Here is a 15,325-nt window from a genome sequence, read left to right as displayed (position 1 = left end):
ATCTGTAAATTGACATAACACCTAAAGGTGTTATAATGAAAAGCGAACCCAAAAGGTGTTATATTAAATGAATGCTGGAGGCTATTTATTATGCAAACTCAAGAACCCTTACAAGAAATTCGTCAAACGATTTTACTAAATGCGCCAATAGAAAAGGTTTGGAAAGCTGTTGCCACGGCAGAAGGAATGGCAGCCTGGTGGATGCCTAGTACATTTGAGCCTGTTGTTGGGCATGAATTCATCCTGCATGCTGGACAATTCGGAGATTCTCCTTGTAAAGTAACCGAAGTTGATCCTCCGAATCGTGTTGGTTTTAATTGGGGGAAGGATTGGCATCTTGCTTTTGAACTGAAAGAAATCGAAGGGAAAACTGAATTTACCTTGATTCATTCTGGATGGGACCCTGAAAAAGTTACTGAATTTGGCCAACCACATCCAATCGTACGCGGCTTTATGAACAGCGGCTGGGAAAAAATCGTCCAAGAAAAACTTCCTGCTTATATCGAGGCTTAATATGCCGGTTGCTGAAGCAGGACATGATGTATTTCAAGCGATAGCAGATCCTACCCGCCGCAGTCTGCTAAAGCTGCTCGCTAATAAGGAAATGTCTATAGCATCTATTACGGATTGCTACCCGATCAGCCGAACCGCTGTTAATAAGCATTTACAGGTATTGTCCGATGCGCAGCTTGTTAGCAGTCAGAAAGTCGGACGGGAGACCCGGTATAAGCTTCAGCCAGAACCTTTGCTGGAGCTGCAAGATTGGCTTGCCTTTTTTGAAGGTTACTGGGCTAATAAATTGTTTGCGCTTAAAGAATATGTTGAGTCTGACTCAGACGAGAAGTGATAAGCCGGGTGGCGTGAGATCGCGCTCCCCGGTTTTTTGTGTTGTTTAAATTCAGTTTATAAAAGGGAGTTACCATCACAATACAAACTAAAACGTTGGAGGAATTGTAATGGTAAATGAACGCAAAAATATAATTGAGCCCAACCCTGGAGATTGGGCCGTCGAAGCGCGTGGGCTTGTCAAAACGTTTGGTGACAATCGCGCAGTTGATGGAGTAAATCTAAACGTTAAGGCAGGCACGATTTACGGCGTTCTTGGTCCCAATGGGGCAGGAAAGACGACGGTAATTCGGATGCTGGCTACGTTACTTCGTCCGGATGCGGGGTCGGCGCGAATCTTCGGGCATGATGTGGTAAAGGAGTCGCAGATTGTTCGGCAATTGATAGGGGTTACGGGACAATATGCTTCTGTGGATGAGTCACTTAGTGCTACAGAGAATCTGATTATCTTTTCACGTCTTTTAGGGTTAGGGCGGGCAGAGGCGCGGCAAAAGGCAGCGGAGTTGTTAGAAGAGTTTGGTCTGACGGAGGCGGCGAAACGGCCGCTTCGAAATTTCTCTGGCGGTATGCGCCGACGTCTGGATCTTGCAGCGAGTCTGATTGCCCAGCCCCCGCTTATCTTTTTGGATGAACCAACAACAGGTCTGGACCCACGGACACGTTCGCAAATGTGGGATACCATTCGTCGGTTGGTGAACACAGGATCAACAGTGCTGTTAACTACACAGTATCTTGAGGAAGCCGATCAGCTGGCAGACCGCATTGCAGTTATTGATCATGGTCATGTCGTTGCAGAAGGCACCGTGGATGAGCTAAAAGCTTCAGTGGGCACCACCTCGCTGCACTTAAAAATCCAAAATCTTAAAGATATCGCTCAAGCGCGCCGGATTGTGGAACATGTGCTGCATATCCAGTCTATTGTGCCGAATGAGGCTGGGAAAATTACTGCACCGATGGCGAACGCTGATTTAGTCACTGATTTGCTTTTTGCACTCCGCGAAGCGGGGATTCCACTCGCAGAGATGAGTGTGCAGAAACCGACGCTTGATGAAGTGTTTTTGACGATCACTGGCCATGGAGTTACGGATGAGGCATCCCAAGCATCACAAGAATCAATGAATAAGGAGGCAGCAAGAGCATGAGTATGAGAACTTCTACTATTAGTCCAGGTGCGACCCGACAATTGAAAAACCATACGAGCTTCAAACAATCTGTTCGTAACTCGTTAACGATGGCTTATCGCGGGATATTGAAAATCCGTCGCACACCCGAGCAATTGTTCGACGTAACGCTGCAGCCAATTATTTTCACACTAATGTTTACTTATATTTTTGGTGGAGCCATATCAGGAGATGTAGTGAGCTATTTGCCCGTTATTATTCCAGGTATTCTAGTGCAGACTGTAATCACGACCTCCATCGTCACTGGTGTCCAACTGCGGGAAGACATGGATAAAGGGGTGTTTGACCGCTTTAAGTCATTGCCGATTGCCCGAATAGCCCCATTAGCCGGAGCTTTGTTGGCAGATACGATTCGATATACGATCGCTACTGTGCTTACTTTTGTCATGGGCTATATTATGGGTTACCGACCTGATGGCGGTCTGGAGCATGTCGCAATTGCTGCGCTTTTGGTTATTGTCTGCTCCTGGTCGATTAGCTGGATTTTCGCTTTCTTTGGTGTGATTGCCCGAACCGCTTCCAGCGTACAGGGGATATCAATGATTGTGTTGTTCCCACTCACGTTTCTATCCAACGCCTTCGTGCCTGTAGATACGATGCCTAACTGGCTGCAATGGTTTGTCAAAGTCAATCCAATCTCGCATCTTGTGTCAGCTGTCCGTGAGCTTGCTAACTCTGGAACCGTAGGCTGGGATTTCGCTATTTCACTTATCGGAGCCGCTGTGATTGTTGCGGTTTTTGCACCTATCACTGTGCGTGCATATATGCGCCGGACATAATTAGAGAGATGAAGAAGCGGCAGAAATGCCGTTTTTTTTGTGTTTTTTTAGCATGTTAAAAAAGCCGTGATCTAAGGATATCCCAAGATTACGGCTTGAATTTATTGAGTAGGGACTTGCAAAGAGGCCTTTTTAGAATTAATTATCTTTTTTAAAGAAGGTATGAATTAAATTGGAGACCGATCTATCATACAATATTTTAGCCGTTTCCTCATTTTGAATATGTCCCCCTAAATGCAGATGAATGACGCCATGCAATGACGCCCACACCAGGTTCACAACAAGCAGAGGGTCTTTTTCGTTAATAAATCCTTGTTCGATGGCTTCTGTAATAAGGGCTATCACTTGTTGTAGTGCCGTAAAGATAGCATGTAAGCTTTCCTCCTCCGGTTTGAATTCGCTAAAGGCTCCTCCGAACATAACCATATAATAGCTAGTATGATTCCGTGAGAAATCCCAATAAGCTTGTCCAAGCTCGCGAAGATATAAATTTAGATTGTCTTGTTTTGGAACCGCTTGAAAGGCAGCAGCCAACAATTTACACCCCTGCAGAAAAAGCTCCTTCGCTAAACCTTCCTTGTTTCCAAACAAGTTATAAATGATTTTTGTGGGACATTCCATTTTTTCAGCAACCTTACGGATGGTTACACCTTCGGGTCCGGATTCATGCATAATGGCCGCAGCGGCTTCGATAATGTTCAGTCTTAATATTTCCGCATGCCGTTGCTTTGCTTTTGGGTAGGTTGTAACGGATTCAGCATCTATAGAAGATATTTTGGACGATTTTTGCATGTAGTTTCACTTCCTTAGAACTTTACTTTAGCTTTTTTTAGATAGCCGTTATTTCTAACCCTTATTTTACTGATGTAGAAGAGAAATAGCCAATAATTAAATGTGTAGAACTTTATTTGACAACACAACCTCACTTGGATACAATGATTCTTATTGAAACACTGTTTCTAAATGGTCGTTAAAGGGAGAGAGGATAGCAATGATTACAATTCAAAATAAATGGACGTTGATTACCGGAGCTTCTTCGGGTATAGGTGAAGCGTTTGCTCGAGAACTTGCAGCCAAAGGAAGTCACTTAATTTTAGTCGCCCGTTCTGAAGATAAACTGATTGCTTTAGCGGAAAAATTAAAACGAGAATTTCAAATTCAAGCGGAGGTTCTAGTTGCTGATTTATCTCAAGAAGGTTCCCCTGACAGGCTCTATCAACAATGTGTAGAACGTGGCTTGAACGTTGATATTCTTATTAATAATGCAGGTTTTGCTACGCATGGGCTTTTTGAACAACTATCTGGTTCGAGACAACATGAAGAAGTGATGCTAAATGTTTTGGCGGTTGTAGATCTGACCCATTTGTTTTTGCCAGAGATGTTAAATAGAAAAAGTGGAGTGATCATAAACGTTGCATCAACAGCTGCATTTCAACCTCTCCCTAATATGGCTGTATATGGAGCGACAAAAGCTTTTGTATTATCATTTACTCAAGCGCTATGGGAGGAAAATCGGAAACGGGGCGTACAATTTCTTGCGTTATGTCCGGGGTCTACGGAAACAGAATTTTTTAATGTCGTGGGAGCCGATGAGGCTTCGGTAGGGAAACGAGACACGCCAGAAAATGTCGTTCAAGTGGCTCTTCGGTCGCTTCAGGCTAAAAAAGTATTTGTTGTCCCAGGATTTACAAACTATATTTCTGCTCAAATGTCACGTTTTTTCACACGTAAACAAATGCTTTATTTTGTTGGACGCATGCTCCGTACACGACATTAATAGGTCAACGTATTCAAGTTGGTGTATTCCTTAGCAATGATTAACTATTTTATTGATTATAAAAAAACAACAAAACAGCGGTTCTCCCCAATATGGGAGAACCGCTGTTTTGTGTTTTGACTTCCTGACTTTGACTCCGTTCGCTTGAATTTACATCAACAAAATCAACATCACCAACATCACCAACATCATCAACATCAACATCATCCAACATCACTATCAACATCGTCAACATCACCAACATCAATATCAACAATCGACATCTAAATCTCAATCACACCGCCGACTCATAATCATCCACTGTGGTACGGACCCAGATGATGTTATTAGCATGTTTTTCGCAGTTCTAGCGTAGTTTCGGACTCCAGTGCAGCTATTCCCTAGAAAGTACCCTAAATATGATGTTTTGTGCGCCAATAGGTGCATTGGAGTCCGATAGGATCAGCAAAATGGGGAATTTCTGCGAATAAGGTCAACTGAGTCCGATAGTAGCTCATCCGGCAAAGTAAGGGGAAGTAAACACCTATGTTCTTGCAGTCAACCTTATTGTATTAAGGTTCAATAAAAAGGACAACAAACCAGCGTTGGTTTGTTGCTTCAATAGATAATGGGGCAAGGAAGGCTAACGGACCCCAATGGCGTTATTAGTATGTTTTTCGCAGTTCTAGCGTAGTTTCGGACTCCAGTGCAGCTATTCCCTAGAAGTAGGTTCGAATATGGTGATTTGTGCGCCAATAGGTGCATTGGAGTCCGATAGGATCAGCAAAATGGGGAATTTCTGCGAATAAGGTCAACTGAGTCCGATAGTAGCTCGTCCGGCAAAGTAAGGGGAAGTAAACACCTATGTTCTTGCAGTCAGCCTTATTGTATTAAGGTTCAATAAAAAGGAAAACAAAACAGCGTTGGTTTGTTGCTTCAATAGATATTGGGGCAAGCAAGGCTAACGGACCCCAATGACACTATTAGTATGTTTTTCGCAGTTCTAGCGTAGTTTCGGACTCCAGTGCAGCTATTCCCTAGAAAGGGCCCTAAATATGATGTTTTGTGCGCCAATAGGTGCATTGGGGTCCGATAGGATCAGAAAAGTGGGGGATTTCTGCGAATAAGGTCAACTGAGTCCGATAGTAGCTCGTCCGCCAAAGTAAGGGGAAGTAAACACCTATGTTCTTGCAGTCAACCTTATTGTATTAAGGTTCAATAAAAAGGACAACAAACCAGCGTTGGTTTGTTGCTTCAATAGATATTGGGGCAAGCAAGGCAAACGGACCCCAATGACGTTATTAGTATGTTTTTCCCTGTTCCAGCGCAGTTTCGGACTCCAGTGCAGCTATTCCCTAGAAAGTGCCCTAAATATGATGTTTTGTGCGCCAATAGGTGCATTGGGGTCCGATAGAACCTGAAAAGTAGTAAAATGCCTCGAATAACGCCAACTGAGTCCGATAGTACCTCATCCGCCAAACTAAGAGTAGGTAAACGTCACCGTATATGCAAACAGCCTACTAGTAAACACTATCGTCCTGCAAACAACCAATTGATGAACACTATCGACTTCGCAAACAGCCTACTAGTAAACACCATCGTCCTGCAAACAACCAATTGGTGAACACTATCGTCTATGCAAACAGCCTACTAGTAAACACCATCGTCCTGCAAACAGCCAATTGGTAAACACCATCGACTTCGCAAACAGCCTACTAGTAAACACCCCCGCCCTCGCAAACAGCCTACTAGTAAACACCATCGTCCCCGCAAACACTACTGGCCTGCACCTTCGTATACCTAACCCCGTATTGGAAGCTACCTCATGCGCAGACAGCAATTGTGATTTAATCAAGGAAGGATCGGTCCTCAAATTATGTTGGCCTATTTTTCCATTAACTACTTCATCTGTCGTAGTAATTGTGTTATACTGCAACTACTACGACAGATGAAGTAATCATGGGGGGATATTTTTGATCAGCAGTGATGTTATACGCGGCTACAATGATACGATGATCCTATACATGCTGCTGGACGGGGAATCTTACGGGTACGAGATTTCCAAAAATATCAGGCAGTTAACGCAGGAGAAATATGTCATGAAGGAGACAACGTTATATTCTGCCTTCACCCGACTGGAGAAAAACGGATATATAGAATCCTTTTATCTGGATGAGAGTCTTGGCAAGCGGCGTACGTATTACCGGATTACCTCTTTGGGTCTCGCCTATTACCGAGAAAAATGTGAGGAATGGAAGGTTACACAGCAAGTTGTAAACCAATTTATCAAGGAGTGGTGATAGAGCATGGAGACGATCATAGTATATCTGGATAATATGTTTGCGGGTCTGCCAAAGACTCCGGAACTAGAACATCTGAAGCAAGAGCTGCTATCAGGGATGGAGGAGAAGTACCTGGAGCTGAAGCTTGCTGGCAAGTCGGAGAATGAGGCGATTGGTATCGTCATATCGGAATTCGGCAATATTGAAGAGCTGACAGCGGAGCTTGGCATCAATCCGGTTGCGCCAGAACAGGCTATTCCGGTGCTGACGGAAGAAGAGGTTTACGCTTATGCGGCGGCCAGACGAAGCGCTGGATTATGGACGGGGATCGGCGTTTTTCTCTGCGCATGCGGAGTGGCGTTTTTGATCACCCTGGATACAATATTTGAAAATAAGGCTGTTATGAGTGATAAAGGTTCGATGCTGGGGCTGGTCGGAATGTTCGTGCTGGTCGCTATCGCGGTCGGGATGTTTATACACAGCGGAATGAAGCTGGATCGCTTTAAGAGTCTGGAGCAAGGCTTTCAGCTGCCTTATGCTCTAAAAATGGCGCTTCAACGCAGCCAAAGTCTTTATGCTCCGACTTACCGTCTTTCTCTGATTACAGGAGTCTGCCTATGCGTGCTGTCGCCGGCTTTTATCTTTACCACTAGCTATGTCAACGATGACTATGCTCCCTATGGAGTCGCTGCTTTTCTGTTTATTGCAGCTGTGGCGGTGTTTTTGTTCATCTATTACGGGAATATCCAGGGTACTTATACGAAGTTGCTGGAGGAGCCGAATATCACTGCAGAGAAGCAGGAAGAGAACCGATTTGTTGGAGTTGTTGGGGCTGTATTATGGCCTTTGGCGACGGCGATTTTTCTGTTCACGGGTTTTGTCTATGGGCGCTGGGACGTCAATTGGGCAGTATTCCCAATTGCTGGAGTTCTATCCGGCATGTTAAGCAATGTTCATCATGTTCTGAAACGTAAAGATATCTCCTGATGGTGTTGACTGCACTTGTACATTCCTGAACTAGATAGTTTATATGTAAGGTATTCTACCAGTTGATTTTGCTGGAAGAATGCCTTTTTTTGTTGGATTTTAACAGGTGAGCTATATGAGCCCTTTAATATTTTGACATTTAAATTTTAAGTACGGACTTGGACATATGTTGAGAGAAAGAGAATATGAATATACAACAATAATCTTGTTAAAGAGGCGACAATACATTAACTAGTTAGGAGAAATGATCGATGGAATTCGAACTGGGCAGCATTTTGAAACTAGTAAAACGTAGGCTGCTGTTCATTATTGTATTATGTATCGCTGCAGTCGGGCTCGCTGGTAGTGTTAGCTATTATGTTTTACAGCCGAAATACGAGGCGACAGCTTCTATACTTATTCAAGGAGACAGGCAGCAGAAAGCAATTAATGACATTATGGCCGGACAAAAACTGGTAACCACTTACGGGGAGATCATTCGAAGCAGCAGGATAGCGGAAGAGGTTGTCAGAAAGCTGCAGCTAAAAATGACAGCGGAAGAGTTACTCAAAAATGTGAAGACAAGAACCAATAGTGAATCACTCGTAACAACGGTAATTGTGACCAATTCAAAAGCTCAACGGGCAACAGATATCGCGAATGGCTTCGGAGAAGCTTTTAATGCGAATATTCAATCGATTATGGGAGTGGAGAATGTTGTATTTCTCGACCGTGCCAAGGTTCCTTCTGATCCTGTCTCACCTAAGCCGGTCTTCAATATGGCTGTTGCCTTCGGATTGGCGCTGATTACCGGGATCGCAATCTCTATCCTCCGGGAATTGATGGAGAAACCCGTGAGAAGTGCCAAAGATATTCAGCTTGATTTGCAGCTTCCGCTTCTGGGAACCGTGGGCAAATTGAAGCCACGTAAACGGCGGAATAAAGCGAAAACCAAATCAGCAGAAGGAGCCACAAGTTATGAAGAAGAAAACGCCAAAATTATATTGCCTGGAACAACCGAAGTCATCTAACGGAGATCAATTCCGAAGCATACGCTCCAATATTCGTTATACCCGCGTTGGTGGAGAGATCCGCTCTTTATTAGTCACAAGCTCGCTTCCGGATGAAGGGAAATCAACGGTAGCGATAAACCTGGCGATTGCCATGGCGGAAGCTGGTAAGACAGTTCTACTCATTGATGGGGATCTACGTACGCCAACGGTGCATAAGGCATTTGATCTGCCTAATTGGATCGGGCTTAGCAGTATCTTAGTGGATCATACCCGCTTAGAGGATTGCATTATTTCTATTGAGGAAGCAGAAGGTTTGTCTGTATTGACCTCTGGTCCGATTTCACCAAATCCCGCTGAATTACTAGGCTCTGAAGGAATGAAGCGATTGTTTGCAGAGCTGAGCGTGCGTTTTGATACGATTGTCATCGACTCATCCTCTGTATTAATGCCATTTTCGGATGCCCTTATTTTGGCAACGATGACTGAGGGGGTATTGCTAGTTGTGAAATCCGGAAAAGTACTCTTAAAGCACACGAGTTCTGCCAAGCACTTGTTAGAGCAGCAGGGAGCACATTTACTGGGAGCCGTATTGAATTATCGGAAAAAGAGCAGGCGTTCCAAGATTCGTGGTGAAGATTTTGCCGAGTGGGCCTCTTCTTCAGGAATGGTCTGACGTCTATGTCATTTGCTTCTCTTCGTTATTTGCTCGGGAATATCACTTACGCTGGTGCTCAGTTTGTGATTGTGATCCTGCTGAATAAATTCGGGTCATCGGCAATCGTGGGGAAATATTCGCTAGGGCTTGCAGTTACTGCTCCGATCTTTATGCTGTCGCATCTACATCTTCGTTCCGTATTAATCGTTGATTCATCGGGGAAATACAGTTTTGGAGACTTTCTGGGCTTACGGCTGATAACAACCGCCCTTGCGTTTACGATTACCGCAGGCTTTTGCATTATGAGTGGTTTGGATTGGAATACAGCATTGGTTATTTTCTTCATCGGTCTGTATAGAATCGTTGAATCAATCAGTGATATTTTATTGGGCATCGTTCAAAAGGAGGAGAGATTAGATCAAATCTCAATCTCCAGAATGGCAAAAGGGTTATTCTCCATTCTAATCTTCATCCTCGTATTTATCCCTACACAGAGCCTTGTTCTTGCCTTGTTAGTCATGATTATCGGATGGTTAGCGATAACGATTGGATATGATGCTCGTAAAGCAAGAATATACACTTCTCTCAGGCCACTCTTCAACAAAAGAAGCCTATGGAGTTTACTGATCGTCAGTTCACCGCTAGGCGTGGTGTTGGCGTTGATGTCGTTAAATACGAATATCCCATTATACGCGATTTCCTATTTTAAAGGGGAGCATGACTTAGGTATTTATGCTTCACTCTCATATATGATTGTTGCCTGTAATGTTGTCGTCACCGCACTTGGTGAAGCCATAACACCACGTCTTGCCAGGTGGCATTCAGCCGGGAGACACAAGGAGTTTGTCACTTTACTCAGCCGAATGATAGCGATGGGTTTGGGTTTTAGTGCGGTCGCTTGTTTGATAGGGTGGTTGTTTGGACACAAGCTGTTAACCTTATTATTCAGTTCAGACGTGGCAGGAGAGTTAGGGTTGTTTCATTGGCTGCTGGCGTCCACCATGCTGGTATTTATTTCATCCTACCTGTGGTACGCCATAACGGCTACCGGAAGGTACAAAGCCCAGATTCCATTGTTTCTGTGCACAGCATTCACTAATGGCTTATGTTGTCTGATCTTCGTACCTCATTACGGGGTAGTAGGGGCTGCGATGGGAGCTAGTTCGTCGTTATTTGTACAGATGATTGGCAGTGTAGTTGTGCTGTATCGTGTCATCGGAAAGGTAAGAAATCGGGAACAGTCGGAAGCGGCGGCATAAGTTCTTTGTTTTATAGGAAAGTAGGAAAGTAGGAAAGTAGGGACTTGTATGACATCTGTATCTGTTGTAGGGAAGCCCTACACCATGCACAATTTATTTCTGTTTGCGGTCATGGGGTATATCATATGCCTTCCGGCACAGTTTGATTTTGGTGGAGCCTTCCGTATCGCCCCGTCGGATCTCTTCTTAATGTTAGGTTTGTTTGCCGCTGGATTCCATCTCAAATTGGACCGGAGGATATTCAGTTCATGGCATTGGGGCATGTTGTTCATTTTTGTTCTAGCTTCCTTTGTATCCATTTGGCGCAACGGCTTCATAACCCAATACGCCTTATTGCAAAAAGATATTGGATTCATACTCCTATTGTTGACCTATATCATGCTTGTGCAAGCCGTAGATAGCTGGGAACGGTTATATAAGATGCTCCGATTTTTCCTGATCAGTGTGCTGCTCTTAAATGGTGTTGCCCTATTCGCTTTTTTCAGCGGAGTAAAGGTTCCGTTTATGGTGCAAGACGGGCGGTTGTCCGGCATGTTAATTGATCCCAATGCATACGGAGGATTGCTGGTGACGGCTTTTGCCATTCATATCATGACGAGTGGGGAGAAGATAAAGCTGCTGCGGGGATGGGTCAGCATACTAGCGACGATAAGCTTAGCCGGGGGCATTATGATGACTTTCTCGCGCTCGTCTTGGATTGGTCTCTTCCTTGTATTACTTACACTTTTGATTACCAAACCTTCCAGACTGATCAAGATCGGAATGGGGTTTGGTGTGGCTTTTATAGCTCTGCTGCTGTATAAAGGCACCGCTTATCTAAATGTGCTGGAGTCTATGTCTAGCAGACCTTCCCAGATCCAGTCGCGTCTTGACATCATTGACAAAGCGGTGGATTGGATCGCACAAAGTCCATTATTAGGCATTGGGCTTGGTTCCTATAATTACGAACTGCGCATTATTATCCACAACACGCCAATATGGTTTTTGACTGAATTCGGCTTATTGGGCTTGATTGTATATGGAGGATTTATGATTTGGTTCTTCATTGTGGCTATCCGTTCTTATCGTGCAGCAGATCCCATTCATAGGCCAATTATTATGGCATTGCTGTTGTCCCATGCGGCGATGATTGGGTTATCGATGGGTATTGAGGCGTTATTCCAGCGGTATTGGTGGTTCATGATGGCGATGAACGGAGCTTGCATCCGGTTAACAGACAAAAACCTGAAAGGAGAGATGCCCTATCGAACCCAACACGTTGAACGGTCAACTGGGCGCAAGCTTCGACAACGAGCAGAGCAACCTCAATAAAAGCTCAAGTAAGGACATCGGGACTATTCCAGCTGAGGGTGGCTTACAAGCAAAGGTTGCTTTTGTAGCCTCCATATATGGGCATTTCGAGAGTTTTCATTTACCTTACATGGTGTTATTGCTGCAAAAAGGGTGTGAAGTCCATGCTTACGCTCAGCCGGGCGAAGCCAGACAGCGCTTGGAACAGCGGGGAATTGTATGTCACGACGTACCTATACAACGAAGTCCTTTACAGTTGAAGAATTGGACGGCTCTGCGGATCTTAACGAAAAGCTTCCAAGCGGAAAAATTTCAGTTCGTCCATGTACATACACCAGTGGCTTCGATTCTCGGACGGATTGCAGCCCATAGAGCAGGTGTCCCTAGCGTATTGTATACAGCTCATGGTTTTCATTTTTTTAAAGGTGCTCCTTTTCTGAACTGGATGCTTTATTATCCGTTGGAGTATTTGATGGCACGTTGGACGGATGTACTGATCACCATTAATAGTGAAGATTATGAGCGTGCTCAGAAATTCCCTGTCCGAAAAAAAGTAACTTATGTGAGCGGAGTCGGGCTTGATCTTCTAGTATACGGTAGCGGTGAGGGGGATAATGAAATTGCAAAAATGATGGGGGAAAGTCGTTACCAGCTATTTGATTTACCTAAGAGTGACAATGATAATCCTTCATTCGTTGTTCTCTGCGTCGCTGAGTTAAATGCTAACAAGAACCAAAAACAGTTGATCGAAGCACTACATCATTTGGGTGATCAAGCAAGCGATATTCATCTAGCATTCGCAGGTACAGGTCCTTTCGAGCAAACCCTTATAGAACTTGCTACTCGGTTAGAGGTTAGGGATCAGGTGCATTTTCTGGGGTTCCGAAGAGATATACCGGATTTGCTACAAGCGTGTAATGTTGCGGCACTTGTGTCTTATCGTGAGGGGTTACCCCGGGCGATTATGGAGGCGATGGCAGCAGGCAAACCCGTGATCGGCACACATATTCGGGGCATTCGCGATTTGATTGAGCATGAGTCAACGGGCATGTTGGTTCCAGTAGATGATATTGCCGCTACGGCAAAAGCACTGGTTCAACTGCGAGCGGACGCAGCTTTGACCGCAGCAATGGGTAAGGCGAACAAGGACAGGATTATTCGCTATGGATTGCCAGCGGTGCTTCGTGAAATGGACTCGATTTATATAGAAGCGCTGAAAGAACCAGGGATAAAGCCTTTTCCGTCTGAATTACAACCGGGTCTGACAGCAGATAGATAATTCATTCTCACATATACGACAACAAACGAATAAACGAATTAACGAATAAACGAATAAACGAATAAACGAATAAACGAATAATTAGTTAATTAGGGAGAAAGAAGTGATGAAAATGCGGATCGTACGTTTAGTCATGTTGGATGCGGGAATTATAGCGGCTTCAGTGTGGCTTGTGTTTTTACTTCGGTTTGATTTTCAAATCCCTGAGCAGTACATGTGGATGCTTCCGTGGGCGATACTCATTCACATTATGGTGTACGCAGCGTTCTCATTTGGATTCAAGGTGTATAACAATATTTGGCGATACACCGGTATAGGTGAGTTATTGCAGCTGCTAAAAGTGAGTGCTTTAACACTCTGCGGAGTGGTCGCTGTCAATGTATCTGCGCATGTATTCGTCCCTTCCTATCGATTGCCGATTTCGATTTATTTTGCAGCGGGTTACGTATTTCTCGGCGTTGCCGGCTTACGTTTAGTTAACCGCCTTATCAACGATAGATTCGAAACACTGGGAACAAAGGGTTCATCCGAAGGCAATCTGCTAATCGTTGGGGCAGGGAAAGCAGGCATCCTCGTTACCAAAGATATCAAGCATTCAAGATTTAAATTCATGAACCCAGTTGCCTTCATAGATGATGATATCTCAAAGCGCAAGCTGGAGCTTATGGGGTTGCCGATTGTCGGTAACCGTAACTTCATTCCCCAGGCAGTCGAGCAGCTGGATATTTCGTTCATTATCATCGCTTTGCCTACGGCTCCTCAAAAGGAATTACTGGAGATCATCGAAATCTGCAAATCTACCAAAGCTCAGATCAAGTTAATGCCTAGTATGACCGATATTTTGGACGGGAAAATGGCCATTAACATGATCCGTGAAGTATCCGTAAATGATTTGCTGGGGAGAAGTCCCGTAGAAATTAATACGGAAGAGATTCGTGAGAATTTGGGAAGCGAGTGTATTCTCATCACGGGTGCAGGCGGTTCAATTGGTTCGGAATTATGCCGGCAATTGGCTGCGTATCGTCCGAAGGAAATGCTGCTTTTGGGGCATGGAGAAAATAGCATTTATCTTATTGAACAAGAGTTGCGACAGTTATATCCCGATCAGATCATTCATCCCATTATAGCGGACATTCAGGATGTATCGCGGATCGATAACGTTTTTCAAAAGTTCCGCCCCTCCATTGTGTATCATGCCGCTGCTCACAAGCATGTTCCTCTTATGGAGATGAATCCAGTAGAGGCAGTTAAAAATAATGTGATCGGCACAAGGAATGTAGCGGAAGCGAGTGCTAAATATGGCGCTAAACGGTTCATCCTCATCTCATCGGATAAGGCGGTTAATCCTACCAGTGTTATGGGGGCCACGAAACGAGCCGCGGAAATGATCATTAATGATCAGAATTCCTTAAGTAAGACGGTTTTTGCCGCTGTACGTTTTGGTAATGTGCTGGGCAGTCGGGGCAGTGTCATTCCGTTATTCAAAAGACAAATCGAAAACGGCGGCCCGGTGACGGTTACACATATGGATATGGTGCGTTACTTCATGACGATACCCGAAGCGGTACAGTTGGTTATTCAAGCAAGTGTGCTGGCACAAGGGGGAGAAGTGTTTGTGCTGGATATGGGTAAGCCAGTTCGTATATACGATCTAGCGAGGGATTTAATCCGCTTGTCGGGTCTCGAGCCTGACAAAGATATTCCCATTGTGGTCACTGGCATTCGTCCTGGAGAAAAATTGTTTGAGGAGCTTTTGACTGAAGAAGAAGGGTTATTGGTCACTAACAACTACCGTATTATGATTAGCCGCCCGCAAAGTGTCTCCAGATCTGAACTGAATTTGGTGTTGGGGGTTCTGGAGAACTTGTGCAAACGGTATGAACTGATGCCAAGCAGTCATCAGATCAAAAAACTGCTAAAGCAGCTAATTCCAAGCTATTCGGGCTTTCAGGAAGAACCGCAGGTGGGCACACATGATCTTGAACGCATTAAATCCGAAGTTCATGCGGGAATCTGACC

Annotated in this window: 15 protein-coding genes; 13 read left to right on the top strand and 2 right to left on the bottom strand. The window is 44.5% G+C overall.

Going from position 1 to position 15,325, the window contains the following annotated elements; all coding sequences use genetic code 11:
* The first annotated feature begins 90 nt into the window (after positions 1-90).
* From NST94_RS17435 to NST94_RS17420, 4 genes are all read left to right on the top strand, one after another.
* On the top strand, positions 91-513 hold the full coding sequence (locus NST94_RS17435; RefSeq protein ID WP_076129854.1) for an SRPBCC domain-containing protein: 423 nt from the start codon (positions 91-93) through the stop codon (positions 511-513).
* A gap of 1 nt (position 514) precedes the next feature.
* Positions 515-847, top strand: coding sequence for a metalloregulator ArsR/SmtB family transcription factor (locus tag NST94_RS17430; protein ID WP_076182444.1), 333 nt, complete (start codon positions 515-517; stop codon positions 845-847).
* Positions 848-956: 109 nt separating this feature from the next.
* Positions 957-1,988: an ATP-binding cassette domain-containing protein gene (locus NST94_RS17425; RefSeq protein WP_076301580.1), complete on the top strand. Its 1,032-nt coding sequence runs from the start codon at positions 957-959 to the stop codon at positions 1,986-1,988.
* A gap of 2 nt (positions 1,989-1,990) precedes the next feature.
* Positions 1,991-2,806 carry an ABC transporter permease gene (locus NST94_RS17420; RefSeq protein WP_076129863.1) on the top strand — a complete coding sequence of 272 codons (816 nt, stop codon included), beginning with the start codon at positions 1,991-1,993 and terminating at the stop codon, positions 2,804-2,806.
* Between the two features lie 138 nt (positions 2,807-2,944).
* On the opposite strand, the gene NST94_RS17415 is transcribed toward NST94_RS17420, so the two are convergent.
* Entirely contained in the window at positions 2,945-3,598 is a 654-nt protein-coding gene (locus NST94_RS17415; protein ID WP_076220107.1) for a TetR/AcrR family transcriptional regulator, read from the bottom strand.
* Between the two features lie 199 nt (positions 3,599-3,797).
* Here NST94_RS17415 and NST94_RS17410 point away from each other — a divergent pair, with 199 nt between their 5' ends.
* Positions 3,798-4,583, top strand: coding sequence for an SDR family oxidoreductase (locus NST94_RS17410; protein ID WP_076301579.1), 786 nt, complete (start codon positions 3,798-3,800; stop codon positions 4,581-4,583).
* A gap of 49 nt (positions 4,584-4,632) precedes the next feature.
* On the opposite strand, the gene NST94_RS17405 is transcribed toward NST94_RS17410, so the two are convergent.
* Positions 4,633-4,827, bottom strand: a complete 195-nt coding sequence (locus tag NST94_RS17405; RefSeq protein WP_143766400.1) for a hypothetical protein — start codon at positions 4,825-4,827, stop codon at positions 4,633-4,635.
* Between the two features lie 1,708 nt (positions 4,828-6,535).
* On the opposite strand from NST94_RS17405, the gene NST94_RS17400 reads away from it, so the two are divergent.
* From NST94_RS17400 to NST94_RS17365, 8 genes are all read left to right on the top strand, one after another.
* Positions 6,536-6,862, top strand: coding sequence for a PadR family transcriptional regulator (locus NST94_RS17400; protein WP_036688249.1), 327 nt, complete (start codon positions 6,536-6,538; stop codon positions 6,860-6,862).
* Between the two features lie 6 nt (positions 6,863-6,868).
* Positions 6,869-7,831 carry a permease prefix domain 1-containing protein gene (locus NST94_RS17395; RefSeq protein WP_076303332.1) on the top strand — a complete coding sequence of 321 codons (963 nt, stop codon included), beginning with the start codon at positions 6,869-6,871 and terminating at the stop codon, positions 7,829-7,831.
* Positions 7,832-8,082: 251 nt separating this feature from the next.
* Positions 8,083-8,841, top strand: a complete 759-nt coding sequence (locus NST94_RS17390) for a Wzz/FepE/Etk N-terminal domain-containing protein (RefSeq protein ID WP_076303331.1) — start codon at positions 8,083-8,085, stop codon at positions 8,839-8,841.
* Entirely contained in the window at positions 8,789-9,496 is a 708-nt protein-coding gene (locus tag NST94_RS17385; RefSeq protein WP_076277771.1) for a CpsD/CapB family tyrosine-protein kinase, read from the top strand. The genes NST94_RS17390 and NST94_RS17385 overlap by 53 nt, the downstream gene beginning before the upstream one ends.
* Before the next feature lie 5 nt (positions 9,497-9,501).
* On the top strand, positions 9,502-10,737 hold the full coding sequence (locus tag NST94_RS17380) for an oligosaccharide flippase family protein (protein WP_076303330.1): 1,236 nt from the start codon (positions 9,502-9,504) through the stop codon (positions 10,735-10,737).
* A gap of 84 nt (positions 10,738-10,821) precedes the next feature.
* A complete protein-coding gene (locus tag NST94_RS17375) occupies positions 10,822-12,048 on the top strand; it encodes an O-antigen ligase family protein (protein ID WP_179089467.1) in 1,227 nt (408 codons plus the stop codon).
* Positions 11,996-13,306 carry a glycosyltransferase family 4 protein gene (locus NST94_RS17370; RefSeq protein ID WP_081383496.1) on the top strand — a complete coding sequence of 437 codons (1,311 nt, stop codon included), beginning with the start codon at positions 11,996-11,998 and terminating at the stop codon, positions 13,304-13,306. The genes NST94_RS17375 and NST94_RS17370 overlap by 53 nt, the downstream gene beginning before the upstream one ends.
* Before the next feature lie 106 nt (positions 13,307-13,412).
* Entirely contained in the window at positions 13,413-15,323 is a 1,911-nt protein-coding gene (locus NST94_RS17365; protein ID WP_339281123.1) for a nucleoside-diphosphate sugar epimerase/dehydratase, read from the top strand.
* Positions 15,324-15,325 lie beyond the last annotated feature (2 nt).

This window comes from Paenibacillus sp. FSL H8-0282, from assembly GCF_037963825.1.
GTDB lineage: Bacteria > Bacillota > Bacilli > Paenibacillales > Paenibacillaceae > Paenibacillus_AQ > Paenibacillus_AQ odorifer.
The sequence above is the reverse complement of the archived record's forward strand: the minus strand, read 5'-3'. Positions and strand labels throughout refer to the sequence as shown.